The 17,428-nt window shown below is 72.5% G+C and carries 22 protein-coding genes; 12 read left to right on the plus strand and 10 right to left on the minus strand.

The window, feature by feature from the left end; translation table 11 throughout:
• The first annotated feature begins 5 nt into the window (after nucleotides 1–5).
• From HNR21_RS23340 to HNR21_RS23350, 3 genes are all read left to right on the plus strand, one after another.
• Nucleotides 6–638, plus strand: coding sequence for a class I SAM-dependent methyltransferase (locus HNR21_RS23340; protein ID WP_182706870.1), 633 nt, complete (start codon nucleotides 6–8; stop codon nucleotides 636–638).
• On the plus strand, nucleotides 635–1,195 hold the full coding sequence (locus HNR21_RS23345; protein ID WP_182706871.1) for a TrmH family RNA methyltransferase: 561 nt from the start codon (nucleotides 635–637) through the stop codon (nucleotides 1,193–1,195). Before HNR21_RS23340 ends, HNR21_RS23345 begins: the two co-directional genes overlap by 4 nt.
• 66 nt (nucleotides 1,196–1,261) lie before the next feature.
• Nucleotides 1,262–2,062: a glycerophosphodiester phosphodiesterase family protein gene (locus HNR21_RS23350; protein ID WP_182706872.1), complete on the plus strand. Its 801-nt coding sequence runs from the start codon at nucleotides 1,262–1,264 to the stop codon at nucleotides 2,060–2,062.
• 286 nt (nucleotides 2,063–2,348) lie between these two features.
• On the opposite strand, the gene HNR21_RS23355 is transcribed toward HNR21_RS23350, so the two are convergent.
• A complete protein-coding gene (locus HNR21_RS23355; protein ID WP_182706873.1) occupies nucleotides 2,349–2,762 on the minus strand; it encodes a VOC family protein in 414 nt (137 codons plus the stop codon).
• Nucleotides 2,763–2,892: 130 nt separating this feature from the next.
• Here HNR21_RS23355 and HNR21_RS23360 point away from each other — a divergent pair, with 130 nt between their 5' ends.
• Genes HNR21_RS23360 through HNR21_RS23370 form a run of 3 tightly spaced genes read left to right on the plus strand, consistent with a single transcriptional unit; the run spans nucleotide 2,893 to nucleotide 4,538 of the window.
• A complete protein-coding gene (locus HNR21_RS23360; RefSeq protein ID WP_182706874.1) occupies nucleotides 2,893–3,765 on the plus strand; it encodes a sigma-70 family RNA polymerase sigma factor in 873 nt (290 codons plus the stop codon).
• A gap of 5 nt (nucleotides 3,766–3,770) precedes the next feature.
• On the plus strand, nucleotides 3,771–4,238 hold the full coding sequence (locus HNR21_RS23365) for a VOC family protein (RefSeq protein WP_182708797.1): 468 nt from the start codon (nucleotides 3,771–3,773) through the stop codon (nucleotides 4,236–4,238).
• Between the two features lie 48 nt (nucleotides 4,239–4,286).
• Nucleotides 4,287–4,538, plus strand: a complete 252-nt coding sequence (locus HNR21_RS23370) for an NAD-binding protein (protein WP_182708798.1) — start codon at nucleotides 4,287–4,289, stop codon at nucleotides 4,536–4,538.
• Nucleotides 4,539–4,666: 128 nt separating this feature from the next.
• On the opposite strand, the gene HNR21_RS23375 is transcribed toward HNR21_RS23370, so the two are convergent.
• The 5 genes from HNR21_RS23375 to HNR21_RS23395 form a co-directional block, all read right to left on the minus strand.
• Nucleotides 4,667–5,755, minus strand: a complete 1,089-nt coding sequence (locus tag HNR21_RS23375; RefSeq protein WP_182706875.1) for a hypothetical protein — start codon at nucleotides 5,753–5,755, stop codon at nucleotides 4,667–4,669.
• A 273-nt stretch (nucleotides 5,756–6,028) separates the two neighbouring features.
• Complete coding sequence (locus HNR21_RS23380; RefSeq protein WP_182706876.1) at nucleotides 6,029–7,282, minus strand: kynureninase; 1,254 nt, start codon at nucleotides 7,280–7,282, stop codon at nucleotides 6,029–6,031.
• Complete coding sequence (locus HNR21_RS23385; protein WP_220500274.1) at nucleotides 7,279–8,286, minus strand: amidohydrolase family protein; 1,008 nt, start codon at nucleotides 8,284–8,286, stop codon at nucleotides 7,279–7,281. Before HNR21_RS23385 ends, HNR21_RS23380 begins: the two co-directional genes overlap by 4 nt.
• Entirely contained in the window at nucleotides 8,279–9,133 is an 855-nt protein-coding gene (locus HNR21_RS23390; protein ID WP_182706877.1) for a tryptophan 2,3-dioxygenase, read from the minus strand. The genes HNR21_RS23385 and HNR21_RS23390 overlap by 8 nt, the downstream gene beginning before the upstream one ends.
• Before the next feature lie 211 nt (nucleotides 9,134–9,344).
• Nucleotides 9,345–9,965, minus strand: a complete 621-nt coding sequence (locus HNR21_RS23395; RefSeq protein ID WP_119730547.1) for an L-threonylcarbamoyladenylate synthase — start codon at nucleotides 9,963–9,965, stop codon at nucleotides 9,345–9,347.
• Between the two features lie 212 nt (nucleotides 9,966–10,177).
• Between HNR21_RS23395 and HNR21_RS23400 the strand changes: the two genes are divergently transcribed.
• On the plus strand, nucleotides 10,178–11,329 hold the full coding sequence (locus HNR21_RS23400) for a sensor histidine kinase (protein ID WP_182706878.1): 1,152 nt from the start codon (nucleotides 10,178–10,180) through the stop codon (nucleotides 11,327–11,329).
• 39 nt (nucleotides 11,330–11,368) lie between these two features.
• Here the strand turns inward: HNR21_RS23400 and HNR21_RS23405 are convergent, their stop codons facing one another.
• A complete protein-coding gene (locus tag HNR21_RS23405) occupies nucleotides 11,369–11,650 on the minus strand; it encodes a type II toxin-antitoxin system Phd/YefM family antitoxin (protein WP_182706879.1) in 282 nt (93 codons plus the stop codon).
• Between the two features lie 88 nt (nucleotides 11,651–11,738).
• Between HNR21_RS23405 and HNR21_RS23410 the strand changes: the two genes are divergently transcribed.
• From HNR21_RS23410 to HNR21_RS23430, 5 genes are all read left to right on the plus strand, one after another.
• Nucleotides 11,739–12,365, plus strand: coding sequence for a ClpP family protease (locus HNR21_RS23410; RefSeq protein ID WP_119730550.1), 627 nt, complete (start codon nucleotides 11,739–11,741; stop codon nucleotides 12,363–12,365).
• On the plus strand, nucleotides 12,362–12,985 hold the full coding sequence (locus HNR21_RS23415) for an ATP-dependent Clp protease proteolytic subunit (protein WP_182706880.1): 624 nt from the start codon (nucleotides 12,362–12,364) through the stop codon (nucleotides 12,983–12,985). Before HNR21_RS23410 ends, HNR21_RS23415 begins: the two co-directional genes overlap by 4 nt.
• Nucleotides 12,986–13,127: 142 nt before the next feature.
• Nucleotides 13,128–13,472: an RNA polymerase-binding protein RbpA gene (locus HNR21_RS23420; RefSeq protein ID WP_119732081.1), complete on the plus strand. Its 345-nt coding sequence runs from the start codon at nucleotides 13,128–13,130 to the stop codon at nucleotides 13,470–13,472.
• Nucleotides 13,473–13,728: 256 nt separating this feature from the next.
• Complete coding sequence (locus tag HNR21_RS23425; RefSeq protein ID WP_220500275.1) at nucleotides 13,729–13,962, plus strand: hypothetical protein; 234 nt, start codon at nucleotides 13,729–13,731, stop codon at nucleotides 13,960–13,962.
• Nucleotides 13,959–14,417 (plus strand): SRPBCC family protein, encoded by a 459-nt coding sequence (locus HNR21_RS23430; RefSeq protein ID WP_182706882.1) that lies wholly within the window; start codon nucleotides 13,959–13,961, stop codon nucleotides 14,415–14,417. The genes HNR21_RS23425 and HNR21_RS23430 overlap by 4 nt, the downstream gene beginning before the upstream one ends.
• A 41-nt stretch (nucleotides 14,418–14,458) precedes the next feature.
• On the opposite strand, the gene HNR21_RS23435 is transcribed toward HNR21_RS23430, so the two are convergent.
• The 3 genes from HNR21_RS23435 to lnt all read right to left on the minus strand — a co-directional run bounded on the left by HNR21_RS23435 (nucleotide 14,459) and on the right by lnt (nucleotide 17,415).
• Nucleotides 14,459–14,953: an FxsA family protein gene (locus HNR21_RS23435; protein WP_119730555.1), complete on the minus strand. Its 495-nt coding sequence runs from the start codon at nucleotides 14,951–14,953 to the stop codon at nucleotides 14,459–14,461.
• An 85-nt stretch (nucleotides 14,954–15,038) separates the two neighbouring features.
• A complete protein-coding gene (locus tag HNR21_RS23440; protein WP_119730556.1) occupies nucleotides 15,039–15,797 on the minus strand; it encodes a polyprenol monophosphomannose synthase in 759 nt (252 codons plus the stop codon).
• 4 nt (nucleotides 15,798–15,801) lie between these two features.
• The gene (gene lnt, locus HNR21_RS23445; protein WP_312881205.1) at nucleotides 15,802–17,415 is read right to left on the minus strand and encodes an apolipoprotein N-acyltransferase; all 1,614 of its coding nucleotides are present in this window, start codon (nucleotides 17,413–17,415) and stop codon (nucleotides 15,802–15,804) included.
• Between the last annotated feature and the right edge of the window lie 13 nt (nucleotides 17,416–17,428).

Below are 17,428 nucleotides of genomic sequence, written 5' to 3' on the forward strand. Positions count from 1 at the left end.
CGGACGTGGGGGATCACTACTTCACCGAACGTCCCGAGACGGCCAGCCGCCCCGGCACCGTCGACCTCGTCCTGCCCGACCTACACCTGCGGCTGGCCACCGACCGGGGCGTGTTCTCCCCCGACCGCATCGACCCCGGCACCCGCATCCTGCTGGAGACCGTCCCCCCGCCCCCGCCCACCGGGAACCTCCTCGACCTGGGCTGCGGGTACGGGCCCATCGCCTGCACCATGGCGACCCGATCGCCCCGGGCGACCGTCTATGGGGTGGACGTGAACGTTCGCGCACTTCGGCTTGCGGAGCAGAATGCCCAAACCGCCGGGCTTGACAACGTAAGGTTCATCCGGGCGGAGGAGATCGACCCCGAGCTGCGGTTCGACGCCCTGTGGTCCAACCCGCCCATCCGCATCGGCAAGACCGCCCTGCACGACCTGCTCGCCACCTGGCTGGACCGGCTCACCCCCACCGGCACCGCCCACCTGGTCGTCTCCAAGCACCTGGGCTCCGACAGCCTGCACCGCTGGCTGGAGACCCACGGCTGGCCCACCCGCCGCGTGGCGTCCCGATCCGCCTACCGGGTCCTGGCCGTCACCTCCCGAGGCACCACCCGACCCGCATCCGACGAGGACACCCGATGACCGCGCCCCGCACCGACCGGCGCCGCCAGCTGCGGCCCACCGACGTCAAACGCCTCAACCGCGACTGGCGCCGCCGCACCCACGGCCGCCTCGCCCTCATCGTCGAGTCGGTCACCCAGCCGTTCAACACCGGGTCCATCCTCCGCAGCGCCGCCGCGTTCGGCGTCGAGCACCTGTGGCTGGCCGGCAACGCCACCCTCCCCACCCACCGCAACGTCGGCAAGACCGCCCTCGGCACCGAACGCCTCGTCCCCTGGGACCAGACCCCGGCCGCCGCCGACGCCGTCGCCGCCGCCCGCGCCGACGGGTTCCGCGTCGTCGCCCTCGAACTGGCCACCGACGCCGTCCCGCTGCACGCCGCGCCCCTGGACGGCGACATCTGCCTGGCCGTCGGCGGCGAGGACCACGGCTGCTCCCCCGCCCTGCTGGCCGCCGCCGACGCGGTCGCCTACATCCCCCAGATCGGCCGCGTCGGCTCCCTGAACGTCGCCGTCGCCACCGCCGTCGCCCTGGCCGAGATCCGGCGGCGGGAATGGGCTACCAACCCCGCGCCTTGACAAAGTAAGGCGCGAGGTGGCGTGGCGGATCGTCCCCACCCGCGCCGACGGGCGATACTCGCCTACGTGCCGTACGAGTTCCTCGACCATCCCGGGCCGATCCCGTTCGCCCACCGCGGCGGCGCCCGCCACGGACTGGAGAACTCCATGCCCGCCTTCCAGTACGCGGTCGACCTCGGCTACCGCTACCTGGAGACCGACGTGCACGCCACCGCCGACGGCGTCCTGGTCGCCTTCCACGACCGCACCCTCGACCGCGTCACCGACCGGCACGGCGCCATCGCCCGCATGCCCTACAGCGAGGTCGCCAAGGCCCGCATCGCCGGCGTCGAACCCATCCCCCTGCTGGAGGACATCCTCGGCAGCTGGCCCGACATCCGCGTCAACATCGACATCAAGGACGCCCCCGCCATCGCCCCCCTGGCCCGCACCCTGCACCGCACCCAGGCGTGGCGGCGGGTGTGCATCACCTCGTTCTCCACCCGCCGCCTGGCCGCCCTGCGCGCCAGGCTGCCGCTGTTCACCGACGAGGACGTGTGCATGGCCCTCGGCCCCCGCGGCGTCATGGCGCTGCGCGCCCGCTCCGCCGGAGGCCCCGCCGCCAAGCTCATCCGCCTGGCCGCCACCGGAGTCGCCTGCGCCCAGGTCCCCCACGCCCTCGGCCGCGTCCCCTTCGTCACCGAGTCCTTCGTCGCCCAGGCCCACGAACTCGGCCTCAAGGTGCACGCCTGGACCGTCAACCGCCGCGCCGACATGGAACGCCTCCTCGACCTCGGCGTCGACGGCGTCATGACCGACGACCTGCTCACCCTCCGCGACGTCATGACCCGCCGCGACCTGTGGACCCCCCACCACGCCCTCCGCTGACACTCCCCCGCATCCCTGCGCCACCTCCACGTCTCCGCACAGAACGAAGGACCTGGTCCAGGCCGGACGCCGCCACCATCGCCACCAGGGTGCGCCCCCTGGCTCTGGCCGCGCCGTCCGACAACGCGCGGTGGTTCGGCGTCGACACGATCCCGCGTCGACGCCGAACCTGCTCCTCGGTGCCGGTCACGCCGGTCATACCGAGGGACCATCCGTCCAGAGAGTCCGGCCGGCGTGCCCGGTAGTGGCCGCGTCGCCCGCACTCGCCAGAGGCCTTTCTCAGCGGCTACTCCGCGTAGGGCTGGTCCGTTCCCCGGGCGCTGTAACCGAGACTCCAGATGTAGCCGTCCGGGTCCGCGAAGGTGCCGCCGTACCCGCCCCACGGCAGGGCGCCGGCGGGCTTGAGGATCGCGGCGCCCGCCTTCTCGGCCTCCGCCATGATCTCGTCGACCCGCGCCTCACTGCGGACGACGTAGGTGAGGACCAGCCCGCTGAAGCCGCTGCCCTCCGGGCTCGTGCCCACCTGGTCGGCCAGGCCTTCGCGGCCGTAGAAGCCGACGGGCGAGGCTCCGTCCGACTCGAAGAACACCGAGACGCCGTAGTCGTTCTTGATCTTCCAGCCGAGTCCCTCGGTGTAGAACCGCTTGGCCCGGTCCATGTCCCGGACGCCGAGGAGGATCGAGCTGACGTGCGCCTTCATACCTTGTCTCCCTGTGCTCGAGGTGCTGCCTGAACCGGCAGGCCGGGCGTCCAGGCCGGGCCCGCCTGTCACATCGGCGTGGGTTCGCCGGTCAATCGGTATGACAGGACGCGACGAAGGAATGTGACAGATGGTCGAGCAGGACTGGCTGAGCGAGCGGTTCGCCGAGCACCAGGGCCGCTTGCACGCGGTGGCCCACCGGATGCTCGGCTCACCCAGTGAGGCCGAGGATGCGGTGCAAGAGGCGTGGTTGCGGGTCAGCCGCGCCGACACCGGCCAGGTGGAGAATCCGGCCGGATGGCTGACCACGGTCGTCGCCCGGGTGTGCCTGAACATGCTCGAGGCACGCCGGGCCCGGCGCGAGGAGTCGGCCGGGGCGCTGCCGCCCGAGCCGGCCGCCCCGCACGCGAGCCCCCACCCGAGCGGCCGGGCCGGCCCCGAGGACGAGGCGCTGCTGGCCGACTCGGTCGGTGTGGCGCTGATGGTGGTGCTGGACACGCTGACTCCCGCCGAGCGGCTCGCGTTCGTCCTGCACGACGTCTTCGCCGTGTCGTTCGGCGAGATCGGCGCCATCGTCGACCGCTCCCCGGCGGCGGCCCGGCAACTCGCCAGCCGGGCCCGGCGCCGGGTGCAAGGAGCGGCCGGGGCATCCGATGCCGCGCGATCGGCGAAGCGGGAAATCGTCGCCGCCTTCCTCGCCGCCTCCCGGAGCGGGGATTTCACCGCCCTGCTCGAACTGCTCGACCCGGACGCCGTGGCCGGCGAGGCCCGCGGCGCCGACGCGGTGGCGGCTTTCTTCGCCGGACGGGCTCAGGCCGCCCGGCTCGCTCTGGTCGACGGTGTCCCGGCGGCCGTCTGGTCGCACCGCGGCCGACCGAAGGCCGTCTTCACGTTCACCGTCAGCAACGAGAAGATCACCCGCATCGCCATCGACACCGACCCGGACCGGCTCCGCGACCTCGCCATCGTCTTTCTTCCCGTCGGCGACAAGGAGCGGCGTTGACCGGCATGGACCTCAGGCTCTCGTCCTGCGCTCTCGCCGTCCACGATGTTGACGAGGCGCTCGGCTTCTACCGTGACGTGCTCGGCTTCGAGATACGCGATGACGTCGCATTCGAGGGGACGCGGCGGGTGGGCGTCGGCCCGCCGTCACAGCCGGACGTGCAGATCCTCCTCGAATCCCCCGGCGCGGACCCGGATGTCCCGCCGGCCGACCGGCGGGCGATCGAGGACCTGATGGCCAAGGGACTGCTGGGCCGTCTCGTCTTCGTGACCGACGACTGCGACGCCGCCTTCGAGCACATCGAGGCCGCGGGCGCCGAAGTGATGCAAGAACCGATCGACCGGCCCGACGGCGTCCGCGACTGCGCCTTCCTCGATCCCTCCGGCAACATGCTGCGCTTCGCCCAGCCGTGGCCGGTCGAACGCAACCGACTCCGCGCCGCCGGCATACAGCCACCGCATGATCAGGAATGAGTTCCCCGATTCACACCGGGAGGCCGGAACCGCTCGGCCGCCTCGGCTCTGAACGTCTCCAGCGGCCGGAACGGGGCGACCAGGGACAAGTCCCCCGACCACATGCCCACCGGCCGTTACGCCTCCGGGTTCGCCAACACCCTCATGAGCAAGGACGTGCGGCTCTACCTGAACGCCGTCCAAGGGCAGGACGGCCCCACCACGATCGGCACGGTCACCGCGGCCCTGTGGGAACGTTTCGGCGCGGCCGAACCCGGCGCCGACTTCACCTGCGTCTTTTCCTTCGTTGAGCGCTTCTGACGTGCATTCTGGGCAGATCAACATGCCGGGTGGCTTTACACTGTAGATCAGGTCATGGTCGGCGGCGAAGGCGGATCACGGAGCCGGGTGCTCGGCCTGCCGGGGCGTGCCGGTGGTCGTGCGACGGGTCAGTCCAGGCTCCACCGGTCGTACATCGCCTCGAGCCGGACCCGGCGTTCCGGGTCGCCGAGGACGATCCGGATCCGCACCAGGTCTCCGGCGGCGTCCTCGTCGGCGTGGACGGGGAAGAAGCCGTCGCCCCAACTGGTCATGAAGCACATCGTGCGGGTGCCGCCGACCTCGATCGTTCCGCTCTCGTGTTCGGTGGCCCGTACCTGGGCCATCACCTGCCAGTGGTGGGAGTGCGGCCGGAAGTCGACCATCAGACGCCGTTCAGGATCGGCCGCCTGCCAGTCCCGCAGGGCGATCGCGCGGTCGACGGCCTCGTCGACGGGCAGGTCCACCCACCCGTACGTCCCGTCCTCCCCCGGGTACGGCAGCAGCGAGGCCCCGAAGCGGGCGGCGGCCTCCTGGTCCGACCTTCCCCAGAACGCCACGTCCGCCAGCCCGTCGATCGGCTCCTCGTGCCGCCACGCCGCCAGCCCGTCGGCGTCGACGAGGCTCAGCCGGGCCGCGTCCACTCCGACATGGCCCACCAGCCTGGACGAGACGGGCTCTCCCGCCCCCACGGCGATGACGACCGACTCCCAGCGGGCGCCGATCCGGCCGAAGTCCCGGCGGGTCGCGGTCACCTCGATCGGCCGGTCGGTGGGCAGGCCGCCGATCGCCACGACCGGAACGCCGTGCATGACGAACTCCAGGCCCCCGGCCCGCACACAGCGTTCGGCGCGTTCACGATGCGGCACCCGCGGCCGTTCGCGTTCGAGGCGGGCGTCGAAACCGTGCGCGCGGCAGTGCTCGGTGAAGGCGGCGGTGAACTCCTCGACGCCGTGCCCGGGAATGTCGTACAGCCACGTGCCCGCCTGACGGTCGAAGGACCGGGCGGCAGGCTCGGCGTCCGGGCCGACCACGACCAGGTCGGCCGCGGCGCGGATGCTCTCGCGCAGCGCCGGGTCGTCCACGCCGGCGAGCAGGCTCTCGTCCGCCACCGGCGGCGCGCCGCCCGACCACAGGCCCAGGTAGCCGGTGTCGGCGATGACCAGCCGCCCGGACGGGCAGGTGATGGAACCGAGGTGGATCTGAGCGCCGATCGTCATCCCGGCAGTATGCAGCAAACCCCTCCCGCCCCCGCCGGAAGTTCTGCACGTTCACCGCTCCGGCGGCTCGGCTGCGCAGACCCGGGCTCAGCGTGTTGTCGACGACCACCTCGAGCATGCCGCGCAGCGCCTTCAGCGGGTGCGTCGTACACATCCTGCTGGGCCCGGGAAGGCCGCCGCAGGCCCGGCAGAGCACCCATTCCGGGGCAAGAGCCGTTCGGGCACTCCCCTACCGGCCGCCCTGGTGCGCACCGTGGTACGGATCGACGTCCGTCATGATCGTTCCTGTGTGAGGACCTCCGCGACCATGGTCAGCCCGACGGCGAGCTCGGAGAAACTGGTGCTCAGCGGGGAGAGGCCGACCCGCAGCCCATGAGGCGGCCGGAAGTCCGGGATCACCCCCCGGGCCCACAGCTCTTCGGTGACGCGCTTGAAGTCGGGGTGATCGAACGTGACGTGGCCGCCCCGCTCGCCGGACGCGCGCGGGGAGGCCAGTCGCACGCCCAGCGGGACGAGCAGCTCGTCGGCGACCTCGATCGCGAAGCTCGTCAGCTTCGAGGACTTCGCCCGGATCGCGGGCATGCCGGCCTCGTCGATGAGCTCGAGCATGTCACGCATGGGGAGCATGCCCACGATCGGCGGGGTTCCGCTGATGAAGCGCCTGATGCCCGTGGCCGGCTCGTACCGATCGCCCATCGCGAACGGGTCGGCGGCGCCCATCCACCCCTGGACCGGTTGACGCAGCCGGTCCTGCAGGCGCCGCGCGACATAGCCGAAAGCCGGCGCTCCGGGTCCGCCGTTGAGGTACTTGTAGGTGCACCCGACGGCCAGGTCCACCTCGTGCTCGTCGAGCGCCAGCTCCACCGCTCCCGCCGAATGGCACAGGTCCCAGAGCATGAGCGCGCCCGCCTCGTGCGCGACCGCGGTGATCGCCGCGAGGTCCGCCAGATATCCCGACCGATAGGCGACATGGCTGAGGAGGACGAGCGCGGTGCGGGGTCCCACCGCCGCGCGGACCTGTTCGGTCCGCACCCCGGCGGCCGGGTCCGGGTGGATCCAGCGGATCGTCAGGCCCCGCTCGGCGGCGACGCCTTCGACGACGAACCGGTCGGTGGGGAAGTTCTCGCTGTCGATGACGATCTCGTCGCGCCCGGGACGGGCGTCCACCGCGGCCCGCACGAGCTTGTAGAGCATGACCGTCGTGGAGTCGGCGACCACCGTCTGCCCCGGCCCCGCCCCGAGCACGACCCGGCCGATGAGGTCGCCCAGTTCGGTGGGGGCGTTCATCCAGCCCTCGTCCCAGGACCGGATGAGGCGATCGGCCCAGGGCCCGTCCACGAACCGGGTCAGGTTCGCGCGGGTCGCCTTGAGGGGACGGCCCAGGGAGTTGCCGTCGAGGTAGGCGACCACGTCCTGGCTCTCGATGAAGGCCGCCCGGTATCCGGCGAGCGGATCGGCGGCGTCCAAGGCGGCCGCCCTCTCACGGATGGCGGCGGGAACGCGGGTGGCGACGTCGTCGAAGGTCACGGGGCATCCTGGGGGTAGACGGTGTCGAAACGCCGGGCGGTGGAAAGCCAGGTCACCAGTTCCTCGCCCGATCCGGGCAGCGGCAGCGGCGACACCAGCGCACGGTCGAGGGGGATCGAGGCGCCGACGGCGCCGACGACCGCGGTGATCAGCTCGTCGCCGTCGAGCCCGGCCTGGTGGAGTGCTCGGATCTCGGCCTCGTTCGGGCCGACGGGAGTGGGGCCGTTGCCCATGTCCGTTCCGTAGACGACCCGGCCGCCTGAGGACCGGAACCGCCGGACGTTGTCGATCGCCGTGCTGCGGTCGTGGCGGTCATGGATGGCCAGGGTCGAGATCCAGGTCATGTGCCTGCCCCGGGCGAGCACGTCGTCGGGGAGCCGTTCGGACCACGGGGCGTGGACGAGGACGTCGGCGCCCGCGTCGATGGCGCGGGCGGCCTGCCCCGGTCCCTCCGCGTGCACGAGGGCCGGCAGTCCCGCCCTGTGGGCGGCGTCGACCAGGGCGCGCAGCACGTCATCGCCGAGCAGCGGGAGCCCGGTGTGCAGGGCGATCTTGACGGCGTCGACCCCGCGGTCCTTCGCGGCCCGGACCGCGGCGAACGCGTCCGCGGTGTCCGCGACGCCCCGTACGGCCGCGTCCGGGGCCCAGGGACGGCCCGACGGGTACCCGCCCGGCGCCGTGTGGAACGGTCCGGCGACCCGGACCGTCACGCCCGCCGGTGGATGCGCGCGCCAGCCCACGGCGACCTCGGGGATCCAGCCGAGGTCGTGGACCTCGACGACGGGGCCGCCGGCCAGCCGCGTCCCGTCCACCAGACCCAGGTGAACGTGCCGATCGACGACCCCGGGCAGGATCGTGATCCGGCGGCGGGGGACCCGCGCCGCGGGGACTTCGGCCCGCTCGATGCGGCCGTCGACGACGCGGAGCACGGTGGCGCCCATGCGGGTGCCGAGCCAGACGCCGTCGACGAGGAAGGGCGTCGAGACGCCGGCTTCGTCAGCCACCGATCTCCGTCCTGACCGTGATCAGCTCGGGGAAGAACGTCAGCTCCAGCGCCCGCTGCAGGAACTTCACCCCGGAGGAGCCGCCCGTGCCGGGTTTGCGTCCGATGGTCCGCTGGACGGTCTGCAGGTGCCGGAAGCGCCAGACCTGGATGGCGTCCTCCAGGTCGACGAGGTCCTCGCAGGTCTCGTACAGCTCCCAGTGGGCGGCGGTGTCCTCGTAGATGGCGCGGAACACCGGCACCAGCGCGGGCGCCTCGACCCAGGCCGCGCTGACGTCCCGGTCGAGCACCTCGGCGGGGACGTCGTGGCCGCGCCGGGCGAGCAGCCGCAGGAACGCGTCGTAGACCGTGTGGGTCTCCAGGATGTCGGAGAGCATCGCGTGCGCCGCCGGGTCCGCCCTGAAGACCGCGAGCATCTGCGGGTTCTTGTTGCCCAGGAGGAACTCGATCGCGCGGTACTGGTAGGACTGGAACCCGGAGGCCGAACCCAGCGCACCGCGGAACTCGGCGTACTCGCTGGGCGTGAGCGTCGCGAGCACCGACCACTGCTCGGTCAGCGTGCGGATGATGTGCTTGACCCGGGCCAGGCTCTTGCGCGCCGGGGACAGCTCGTCGGCGTCGAGCAGCCTGCGCGCCGCGAGCAGCTCGTGCACCACGAGCTTGAGCCACAGCTCGGCCGTCTGGTGCTGGATGATGAACAGCAGCTCATCGTGATGCGGCGGCTCGCTCCTGGGATGCTGGGCCGACAGCAGCACGTCCAGCTCGAGGTAGCTGCCGTAGCTCATGGTGGAGCTGAAGTCCGTGTGCACGCCGTCCTCGAGGCTGCGCACCCCGTTCTCGATCGACATCGGGCACTCCGTTGTATCCGCGGGTCGACATTTGCCGGAACTGTGACGAACGTTAGCAATCGAACCCGCAGATCTGGACCGGTGCAAAGCGGACGGCGACCGCACCGGACCCGAGGCCGGGCCGCCGAACGCGGTCGGCCCGTCGGAACCCTGCTCCGGCGGCCGGTGGCCGGTGGCCGCAGTGCCGGCTCCTCGTCCGGCGGTGCTCGCCCTACTCGAAGGGGGACGGGTCTCCGGCGCCCCTGCGGACGATCTCGGCCTCCCCCTGCGAGAAGTCGACGACCGTCGTGGGCACGGCACCGCACTCGCCGGAGTCGACCACCGCGTCCACCACGTGGTCGAGCCTCTCCTTGATCTCCCAGCCCTGGGTCATGGGCTCTTCCTCACCGGGCAGCAGCAACGTGCTGGACAGCAGCGGTTCGCCGAGTTCGGCCAGCAACGCCTGCACGACGACGTGGTCGGGGATCCGGACGCCGACGGTCTTCTTCCTGGGATGCAGCAGCCGGCGCGGCACCTCCTTCGTCGCCGGAAGGATGAACGTGTAGCTGCCGGGGGTCGCCGCCTTGATCGAGCGGAACAGCGCGTTGCTGATGTGGACGAACTGGCCGAGCTGGGCGAAGTCCTTGCACACCAGGGTGAAGTGGTGACCGCCGCCGAGGTCGCGGATCTCCCTGATCCGGTCGAGGCCCTCCTTGTTGCCCAGCCGGCACCCGAGCGCGAAGCACGAGTCCGTCGGGTACACGATCAGCCCGTCCGCGCGGATCAGGTCCACCACCTGACGCAGCGCCCGCGGCTGCGGGTTGTCCGGATGCACGTCGAAGTACTTCGCCATACATCGGAGCCTAGAAGCATCCGCCCTCGCCGATGGACGGGGGCGGTTTGTGTTCCGGCACGCCTCGTGTTCCGTCGATGCGTTCGCGGAGCGGGCCGGCGTGGCCGTTGGGCGTTCCATGCGCCCATGACCGGGCCGCGGGCACGCCGGTGATCCGGATTGCCGGGTATAGGGTGGGTAGTGCGCGCTGATACGGCTCAAAGGAGCGCGCGATGGCCTGGAAGCATCTCCCACTGCGAGTCAGCTCGGCTCTCACCGCGGCGGCCTTCACCGCGGCGGAGGCCGTGGGGCTCAGTCTGCTGTTCCTCCGGTCGATGGGCAGGGAACGGGCCCTGCCGAGCCGCCGGCGGGCCCGGCCGGCGACCTGCGGCCCGGTGTTCACCGTTCCGGAGCCGCACCGGCCGCGGAGCGGGCGCGGCCCGGTGCTGGTCTGCGCGGTGGCCTCCCGCGTCCCCTGGTACGGCTCAGCGCGTCTGGTCATCGCGGCGACCACCGTGTCGGCCGCGGCGACCGCCGTGGCCTTCGCGATGGCCTACCGGGACACGGGCCGGGTCCTGACCCCGATGGACCAGATCCGCAGGGAGTTCGCCGAGATCACCGCGACCGATCTGAGCCGGCGGATCCCGGTGCCCGACCACCCGGAGCTGCGGGACATGGTCGGGGCGATGAACGCCGCCCTGGACCGGCTGGAGATCGCGTTCGACGACCTGCAGCGATTCACCTCCGACGCCTCCCACGACCTGCGCAGCCCGCTGGCCGGCATCCGCACGCGCCTGGAGGAGGCGCTGGCGCATCCCGGCGACGTCGACTGGCCGCGGACCGCCGCCGACGTGCTGGCCGGGGTGGACCGCCAGCAGGCGATCGTGACCGACCTGCTGAGCCTGGCCCGGCTGGACACCGGCGGGCCGATACGCCTGCAGCGCACCGACCTGACCCGGCTGACCGGCGCCGAACTGCGGGCCCGCCCCGCCGGCCGGATCCCCATCGCCTCGGACCTGGGCGAGGCGGTGACGGTCGACTGCGACCCGCTGCTCATCACCCGCCTGCTGACCAACCTGCTCGACAACGCCCAGCGCCACGCCGCGACGCAGGTCACCGTCGCCGTCACCGCCGACGAGGGCGCGGCGGTCCTGAGGGTCATCGACGACGGCGACGGCATCCCGCCCGAACAGCGCGAGAAGGTCTTCGAACGCTTCACCCGCCTGCAGGCCTCCCGCGACCGCGATCCCGGCGGCACGGGACTGGGCCTGCCCATCAGCCGTCTCATCGCCGAGGCCCACAACGGCACCCTCACCATCGAGGCCCACGACGACCCGCACCCCGTCACGTGCTTCGTCCTGCGTCTCCCCCTCTACGGCGGCTGACGGGGCGAACGGTCCCCGGCGTGCACGTGCCGGCGGCGGTCAGCGCCTGAAACCCGGGGGGCGGTACTCGGCCGCGATGCGCAGCGGCGTGCCGTGCGGCGCGGGGGCGTCGAGGCCCTCCTGGGGAGCGGCACCGCCGTCCGCGCGGGACAGATCGATGCGGCCCTCGCGCAGCCGCTGCAGCAGTTCCAGATCCTCCGGGGGGATGATCGCGGCGACGACCCGGCCGTGGCGGGTCAGCACCACGTGCTCTCCGCCGTAGGCGACCCGGTTCACCAGGTCCGCCAGGACCTGCCGGGCCTTCGTCACCGGAATCCTCACCCGTTCATCCTAAGCGAACAGCACGGCCGGCCTGTAGCGCACAAGATGCTGAAAATGTACGTTTTATTCAAAACGTACAGGAGGAGCCATGGTGCCGAACCAAGGACGGCCGGAGACGTTCGCGCCGCGGGCGCGGGCGACGGTGACGGAGCTGCCGCAGATCGCGACCGAGCACGTCTACCAGCGGCTGCTGGCGCAGCGGATCGTGATGCTGGGCTCGGAGATCGACGACGAGCTGGCCAACCGGGTGTGCGCGCAGCTGCTGCTGCTGGCGGCCCAGGACGCCGAGCGGGACATCACGCTGTACATCAACTCGCCCGGCGGGGTCGTGGACGCCGGGATGGCGATCTACGACATCATGCAGTACCTGCCCAACGACGTCGCGACCGTCGCCGTCGGGATGGCCGCCTCGATGGGGCAGACGCTGCTGTGCGCGGGCGCGCCCGGCAAGCGGTACGCGCTGCGGCACGCCCGGGTGATGATGCACCAGCCGCACGGCGGGATCGGCGGGACCGCCTCCGACATCAAGATCCAGGCCGAGCAGTCGCTGTACCTCAAGCGGGTGCTGGCCGAGCGGACCGCCTTCCACACCGGCAAGACCGTGGAGCAGATCGAGGCCGACTCCGACCGGGACCGCTGGTTCACCGCCGAGCAGGCCCGCGAGTACGGGTTCGTCGACCACGTCATCGACACCACCGACCGGGTGGGGTCGTGATCGGGCCGCGCGGCGAGGGCCGCTACATCGTGCCGTCGTTCGTCGAGCGCACCACGTACGGGGTCAAGGAGATGAACCCGTACAACAAGCTGTTCGAGGACCGCATCGTGTTCCTGGGCACCCCGGTCGACGACACCGCCGCCAACGACGTGATGTCGCAGTTGCTGTCGCTGGAGGGCATGGACCCCGACCGGCCCATCGCCCTGTACATCAACTCGCCGGGCGGGTCGCTGACCGCGATGATGGCGATCTACGACACGATGCAGTACATCCGCCCCCAGGTGGAGACGACCTGCATCGGGCAGGCCGCCTCGGCCGCGGCGATCCTGCTGGCGGCCGGCGCGACGGGGCGGCGGGCGGCGCTGGCCAACTCGCGGATCCTGCTGCACCAGCCGGCCACCGAGGGCGGCCGCGGCAGCGCCGGGGACCTGGAGATCCAGGCCCGCGAGATCCTGCGGATGCGCGCCCAGATGGAGGAGATCATCGCCCGGCACACCGGGCAGGACCTCGAGCGGGTGCGCCGCGACATCGAACGCGACCGGTTCTTCACCGCCGAGCAGGCGCTGGAGTACGGCCTGATCGACGAGGTGCTCACCACCCGGCGCCGTCCGGGCGGCTGACCTGCGAAGGCGTCGATCTTGCGGTCGTGGCGGGCGTGGCGCGCAAACCGGCAGGGTTGGACAGGGCCGGGGGCGGGAATCTTGTGACGGGATTCAGCGTTGGTCGACATAAGACCGCAAGCCGTCTGGGAGGCACGTGACGATGGCCGAGCGCGCACTTCGCGGCACCCGACTCGGAGCGACCAGCTACGAGAACGATCGCAACACCGATCTGGCTCCACGGCAAGAGGTGGACTACACCTGCGCCAAGGGCCATCGGTTCACCGTGACGCTCGCCGCTGAGGCCGAGGTGCCGATGACGTGGGAATGCCGCAACTGCGGCGCCACCGCCCTGCGGGTGGACGGGGAGATCCCCCAGCCCAAGCAGGGCAAGGCGCCGCGCACCCACTGGGACATGCTGATGGAACGGCGCACCATCGAGGACCTGGAGGAGGTCCTCGCCGAGCGTCTGGCGATCCTGCGGGCTCAGCGCAAGAAGACCGCCTGACCGATTCGACCAACGTCCGCCGGGCCCGTGCCGCACACGCGCGGTACGGGCCCGGCGCCGTTCCGGAGCCCTCGCGCCCGAGCGCCGCCGCCCCCCGCCGGCTCAGATCCCGGACCGCGGACACCGGGCCGGCGGCGGCGATGAGGGAGTTCTTCCAGGTCGTCTCGCCGAGGGTGGTGGAGAAGACGACCTTCTCGGCGGCGTCGAGCCACCAGGCGAAGGCACGGTTCGTTGATACATTGTTACCATGGTAACAGTGGAACGGGTTCAGACCGGGCTGCGGATCGAACGGCGGCTGCTGAAGGTCCTCAAGGGCCTGGCCGAGTACCTGGACATGTCGCTGGGGGATCTGGTGGAGGGCGTCGCGCTGCACGCCTTCGAGGGCAAGGCGCCCTTCTCCCCCGCCACGATGGAGAAGATCCAGCAGCTCAAGGCCGTCTACGAGCTGACGCTGACCGCCGAGGACGCCCACCGGCTGGCCGAGAAATGACCGCCCGCCGCACGCTGGAGGGACGGTTCACCCTCGCCCTCCCGCCGCGGGAGGCCTTCGCGCTGTTCACGCCCCGCGGCGAGGAACGCTGGGTCGAGGGCTGGCGACCGCACTTCCCGGCCCCGGCGCACGATGACACCGCACCGGGAACCGTCTTCCAGACCTCGCACGGCGAGCAGACGATCTGGGTCGTGCTCGAACGCGACCACGGGCGCCGGATCTCCTACGCCCGCGTCACCCCCGGCTCGCGCGCCGGAACCGTCACCGTCACCGTCGAGGAGGACCCCACCGGGCACTCGAGCGTCCAGGTCGTCTACGACCTCACCGCACTGACCCCCGACGCCGCCGAGGAGCTGAGCGCCTTCGCCGCCGGCTACCGGTCGTTCCTGCACTCCTGGCAGGAGGCGATCACCCGATCACTGCAGTCGAACGATCCGGCTCCCCCCACCCGCTGAGCCGCCCGCGAGGCGGTCCGTGCCACCGGGCGGTCCCGCGGTCAGTCCTCGCGGATGACCTCGCCGCGGATGACGGGGCCCTGCGCGTCGGGACGGTCGGCGGGGACGTGCATGCCGGGCGGGAACATCCCGGGCATGACGCCCTGCTCGGCCAGGCGGCGTTCGGCGGCGCGGACGCGGCGGGTCGCGTACAGCACCAGCAGCCGGCGGACCAGCGGGCGGGTGAACGGCAGCACGAACGCCAGGCCCACCAGGTCGGTGACGAAGCCGGGGGTCAGCAGCAGCACCCCGCCGACCAGGACCAGGGCGGCGTCGGCCAGCTCGCGCTCGGGGACCTGGCCGCGGCCGAACGTCTCGGTGAGGGCCCGCCAGGCGCGGCGGCCCTCCCGGCGCACCACCCAGGCGCCCAGCACGCTGACCGCCAGCAGCAGCGCCACCGTGGCCCAGCCGCCGATCAGCGACCCGACCTGCAGGATCAGGTAGATCTCCAGGACCGGCACGAGCAGGAACGCCAGGAACATCAGCAGCGGGAGCATGACACCAGCTTCACGACGGGACTCGAACAGGGACGGACACCGCTGACCGGTCAACGTCGCCGGGCCCCGGATCGTTCCGCACGCCTCACGAGCGGCCGGGGCGGCGACCCAGCCGGGCGCGGACGCCCCAGCGGGTGACCTTCCACATGGCCTCGGCGACGATGTCGCCGCTCATCTTGCTGGCGCCGTGCTCGCGCTCCACGAACGTGATCGGCACCTCCCGCACCCGCAGCCCCTCCTGCAGGGCCCGCAGCGCCAGGTCGATCTGGAAGCAGTAGCCGCGCGAGTCCACCCCGTCCAGCCCGATCTTGCGGAGGGTGGAGGCGCGGAACGCCCGGTAGCCGCCGGTGGCGTCGTGCAGGGGGGTGCCGAGCATGAGGCGGGCGTAGACGTTGGCGCCGCGCGACAGGGCCTCGCGGTGGCGGGGCCAGTTGACGACCTTGCCGCCGGGGATCCAGCGGGCCCCGATGACCAGGTCGGCGTCGGCGAGGGCGTCCAGCAGGGCGGGCAGCTCCTCGGGCTGGTGGGAGCCGTCGGCGTCCATCTCCACCAGCACGTCGTAGTCGCGCTCCAGGCCCCAGCGGAAACCGGCGATGTAGGCGGCGCCCAGCCCCTGCTTCCCGGACCGGTGCAGCACGTGCACGTGGGAGTCGCCGGCGGCGAGCCGGTCGGCCAGCTCGCCGGTGCCGTCGGGGCTGGCGTCGTCGACGACCAGCACGTCCGCGGCGGGGGCCGCCGCCCGCACCCGCGCGACGATCCGTTCCAGGTTCTCCCGCTCGTTGTAGGTCGGGATGATGACCAGGACACGGCCGGGATCCCGGCGTGGACCGCGAGGTGTGGGCATCGGGTCAGGCTCCTTCGGTGGTGCGGGTGCGGCGGGCCGCGACGGCGACGGCGGCGACGGCCAGCAGGGCCAGCGCGCGTTCCGGCCACGGGCCCAGCCGGTCGGCGAGGGTGGGCGCGGTGCGCGCCGGGACGGCGGCGACCTGGATGTCGGGGACGAACTCGGCCGACCGGTCGATCAGCCGCCCGTCGGGGGCGATGATCGCGCTGATCCCGCTGGTGGCGGCGACCAGCACGGTGCGGCCGTGCTCGACGGCCCGCAGCCGGGACATCGCCAGCTGCTGCGGCGGCAGGCTGGTGCGGCCGTAGGTGGCGTTGTTGGTCTGCACGACCAGCAGCTCGCCCGCCGCGACGTCGCGGACGACCTCGTCGTAGGCGACCTCGAAGCAGATGACGTCGCCGACGCGGACGGGCCCCAGGCGCAGCAGCCCGGGCGGGCCGCCCTGGGTGAAGTCGCGGGGGATCCGCTCGAACCGGGTGATCAGCTTGGTGAGGACCGGCCGGAACGGCAGGTACTCCCCGAACGGCACCGGATGCCGTTTGACGTAGTAGGCGCCGGGCCCGCCGGCCGGGTCCCACACGATCCCGCGGTTCTCCACGTGCCGCGGGTCGGCGGAGTCGACGACCGCGCCGACCAGCACCGGCACGCCGACGTCCTTGACGGCGGCGTCGATGAGGGCGCGGGCCTCGGGGTCGGTGTAGGGGTCCAGGTCGCTGGAGTTCTCCGGCCACACCACCAGCTCGGGGCGGGCGACCCTGCCGGCGCGGACGAGGGCGGCCAGTTCGTGGGTGCGGCGCACGTGGTTGTCGAGCACGGCACGGCGCTGGGCGTTGAAGTCCAGGCCCAGCCGCGGCACGTTGCCCTGGATGACGGCGACGGTGACCGGCCGCCCGCCGGTGGGGGTCGGCACCAGCGGCCCCGCGACGCCGATCGCCAGCACCCCGGCGGCCGCGACGGCCAGCGGCCGGAGGGTGCGGGGACCGGCGCCGGGCAGGCGGCGCGCCACCACGGCCGGCAGCGGCCCCCGCAGCAGCGCGTACGCCAGCAGCGTCCCGCACAGGGCGGTCAGGAACGTCACCAGCGGCGCCCCGCCCACGGCCGCGTAGCCGGTGAACGGGCCGTCGGTCTGGCTGAACACCAGCCTGGCCCACGGGAACCCGCCGAACGGGACCCGCCCGCGCACCAGTTCCTGCGCCACCCACAGCGCCGCCGTCCACACCGGCCAGCCCGGCAGCCGCGCCGCCAGCGCGATCCCGGCGCCCATCGGCATGAAGTACAGGGCCTGCACGACGCTCAGCAGGATCCACCCGTCGGGGCCGATCTTCACGATGCCCGACAGGGCGGGCAGGAAGAACACCACCCCGCACCATAGCGACGGCCACAGCGCCGCGCGCGGCCCCAGCCCGTACAGCGCCATCGTGAGCAGCGCCACCCCCACCGGGGCCAGCGGCCACAGGTCGTACGGGGGGAACGCCGGCCACATCACCAGCCCGGCGGCGGCAGCGGCCAGGGTCCGCGGCCACCCGGCCCGGCCGCCGCGCCACAGCCGCGCGGGCCGCCGGGGCGGGACGGCCTCGGTGTCGGCGGGCTGCGTGCCGGGCAGGGTGTTCGGGGCCACGTCGCTCCTCGGT

Source organism: Thermomonospora cellulosilytica, from assembly GCF_014138835.1.
In the GTDB taxonomy this organism is placed as follows: Bacteria; Actinomycetota; Actinomycetes; order Streptosporangiales; family Streptosporangiaceae; genus Thermomonospora; species Thermomonospora amylolytica.

Excerpts from the sequence above, each read along its gene's own strand:
- HNR21_RS23400 (WP_182706878.1), top strand. The coding sequence starts at position 10,178 with ATGGCCTGGAAGCATCTCCCACTGCGAGTCAGCTCGGCTCTCACCGCG.
- HNR21_RS23420 (WP_119732081.1), top strand. The coding sequence starts at position 13,128 with ATGGCCGAGCGCGCACTTCGCGGCACCCGACTCGGAGCGACCAGCTAC.
- HNR21_RS23395 (WP_119730547.1), bottom strand. The coding sequence starts at position 9,965 with ATGGCGAAGTACTTCGACGTGCATCCGGACAACCCGCAGCCGCGGGCG.
- HNR21_RS23430 (WP_182706882.1), top strand. The coding sequence starts at position 13,959 with ATGACCGCCCGCCGCACGCTGGAGGGACGGTTCACCCTCGCCCTCCCG.
- HNR21_RS23435 (WP_119730555.1), bottom strand. The coding sequence starts at position 14,953 with ATGCTCCCGCTGCTGATGTTCCTGGCGTTCCTGCTCGTGCCGGTCCTG.
- HNR21_RS23375 (WP_182706875.1), bottom strand. The coding sequence starts at position 5,755 with ATGACGATCGGCGCTCAGATCCACCTCGGTTCCATCACCTGCCCGTCC.
- HNR21_RS23345 (WP_182706871.1), top strand. The coding sequence starts at position 635 with ATGACCGCGCCCCGCACCGACCGGCGCCGCCAGCTGCGGCCCACCGAC.
- HNR21_RS23355 (WP_182706873.1), bottom strand. The coding sequence starts at position 2,762 with ATGAAGGCGCACGTCAGCTCGATCCTCCTCGGCGTCCGGGACATGGAC.
- HNR21_RS23360 (WP_182706874.1), top strand. The coding sequence starts at position 2,893 with ATGGTCGAGCAGGACTGGCTGAGCGAGCGGTTCGCCGAGCACCAGGGC.
- HNR21_RS23440 (WP_119730556.1), bottom strand. The coding sequence starts at position 15,797 with ATGCCCACACCTCGCGGTCCACGCCGGGATCCCGGCCGTGTCCTGGTC.
- HNR21_RS23365 (WP_182708797.1), top strand. The coding sequence starts at position 3,771 with ATGGACCTCAGGCTCTCGTCCTGCGCTCTCGCCGTCCACGATGTTGAC.
- HNR21_RS23390 (WP_182706877.1), bottom strand. The coding sequence starts at position 9,133 with ATGTCGATCGAGAACGGGGTGCGCAGCCTCGAGGACGGCGTGCACACG.
- HNR21_RS23410 (WP_119730550.1), top strand. The coding sequence starts at position 11,739 with ATGGTGCCGAACCAAGGACGGCCGGAGACGTTCGCGCCGCGGGCGCGG.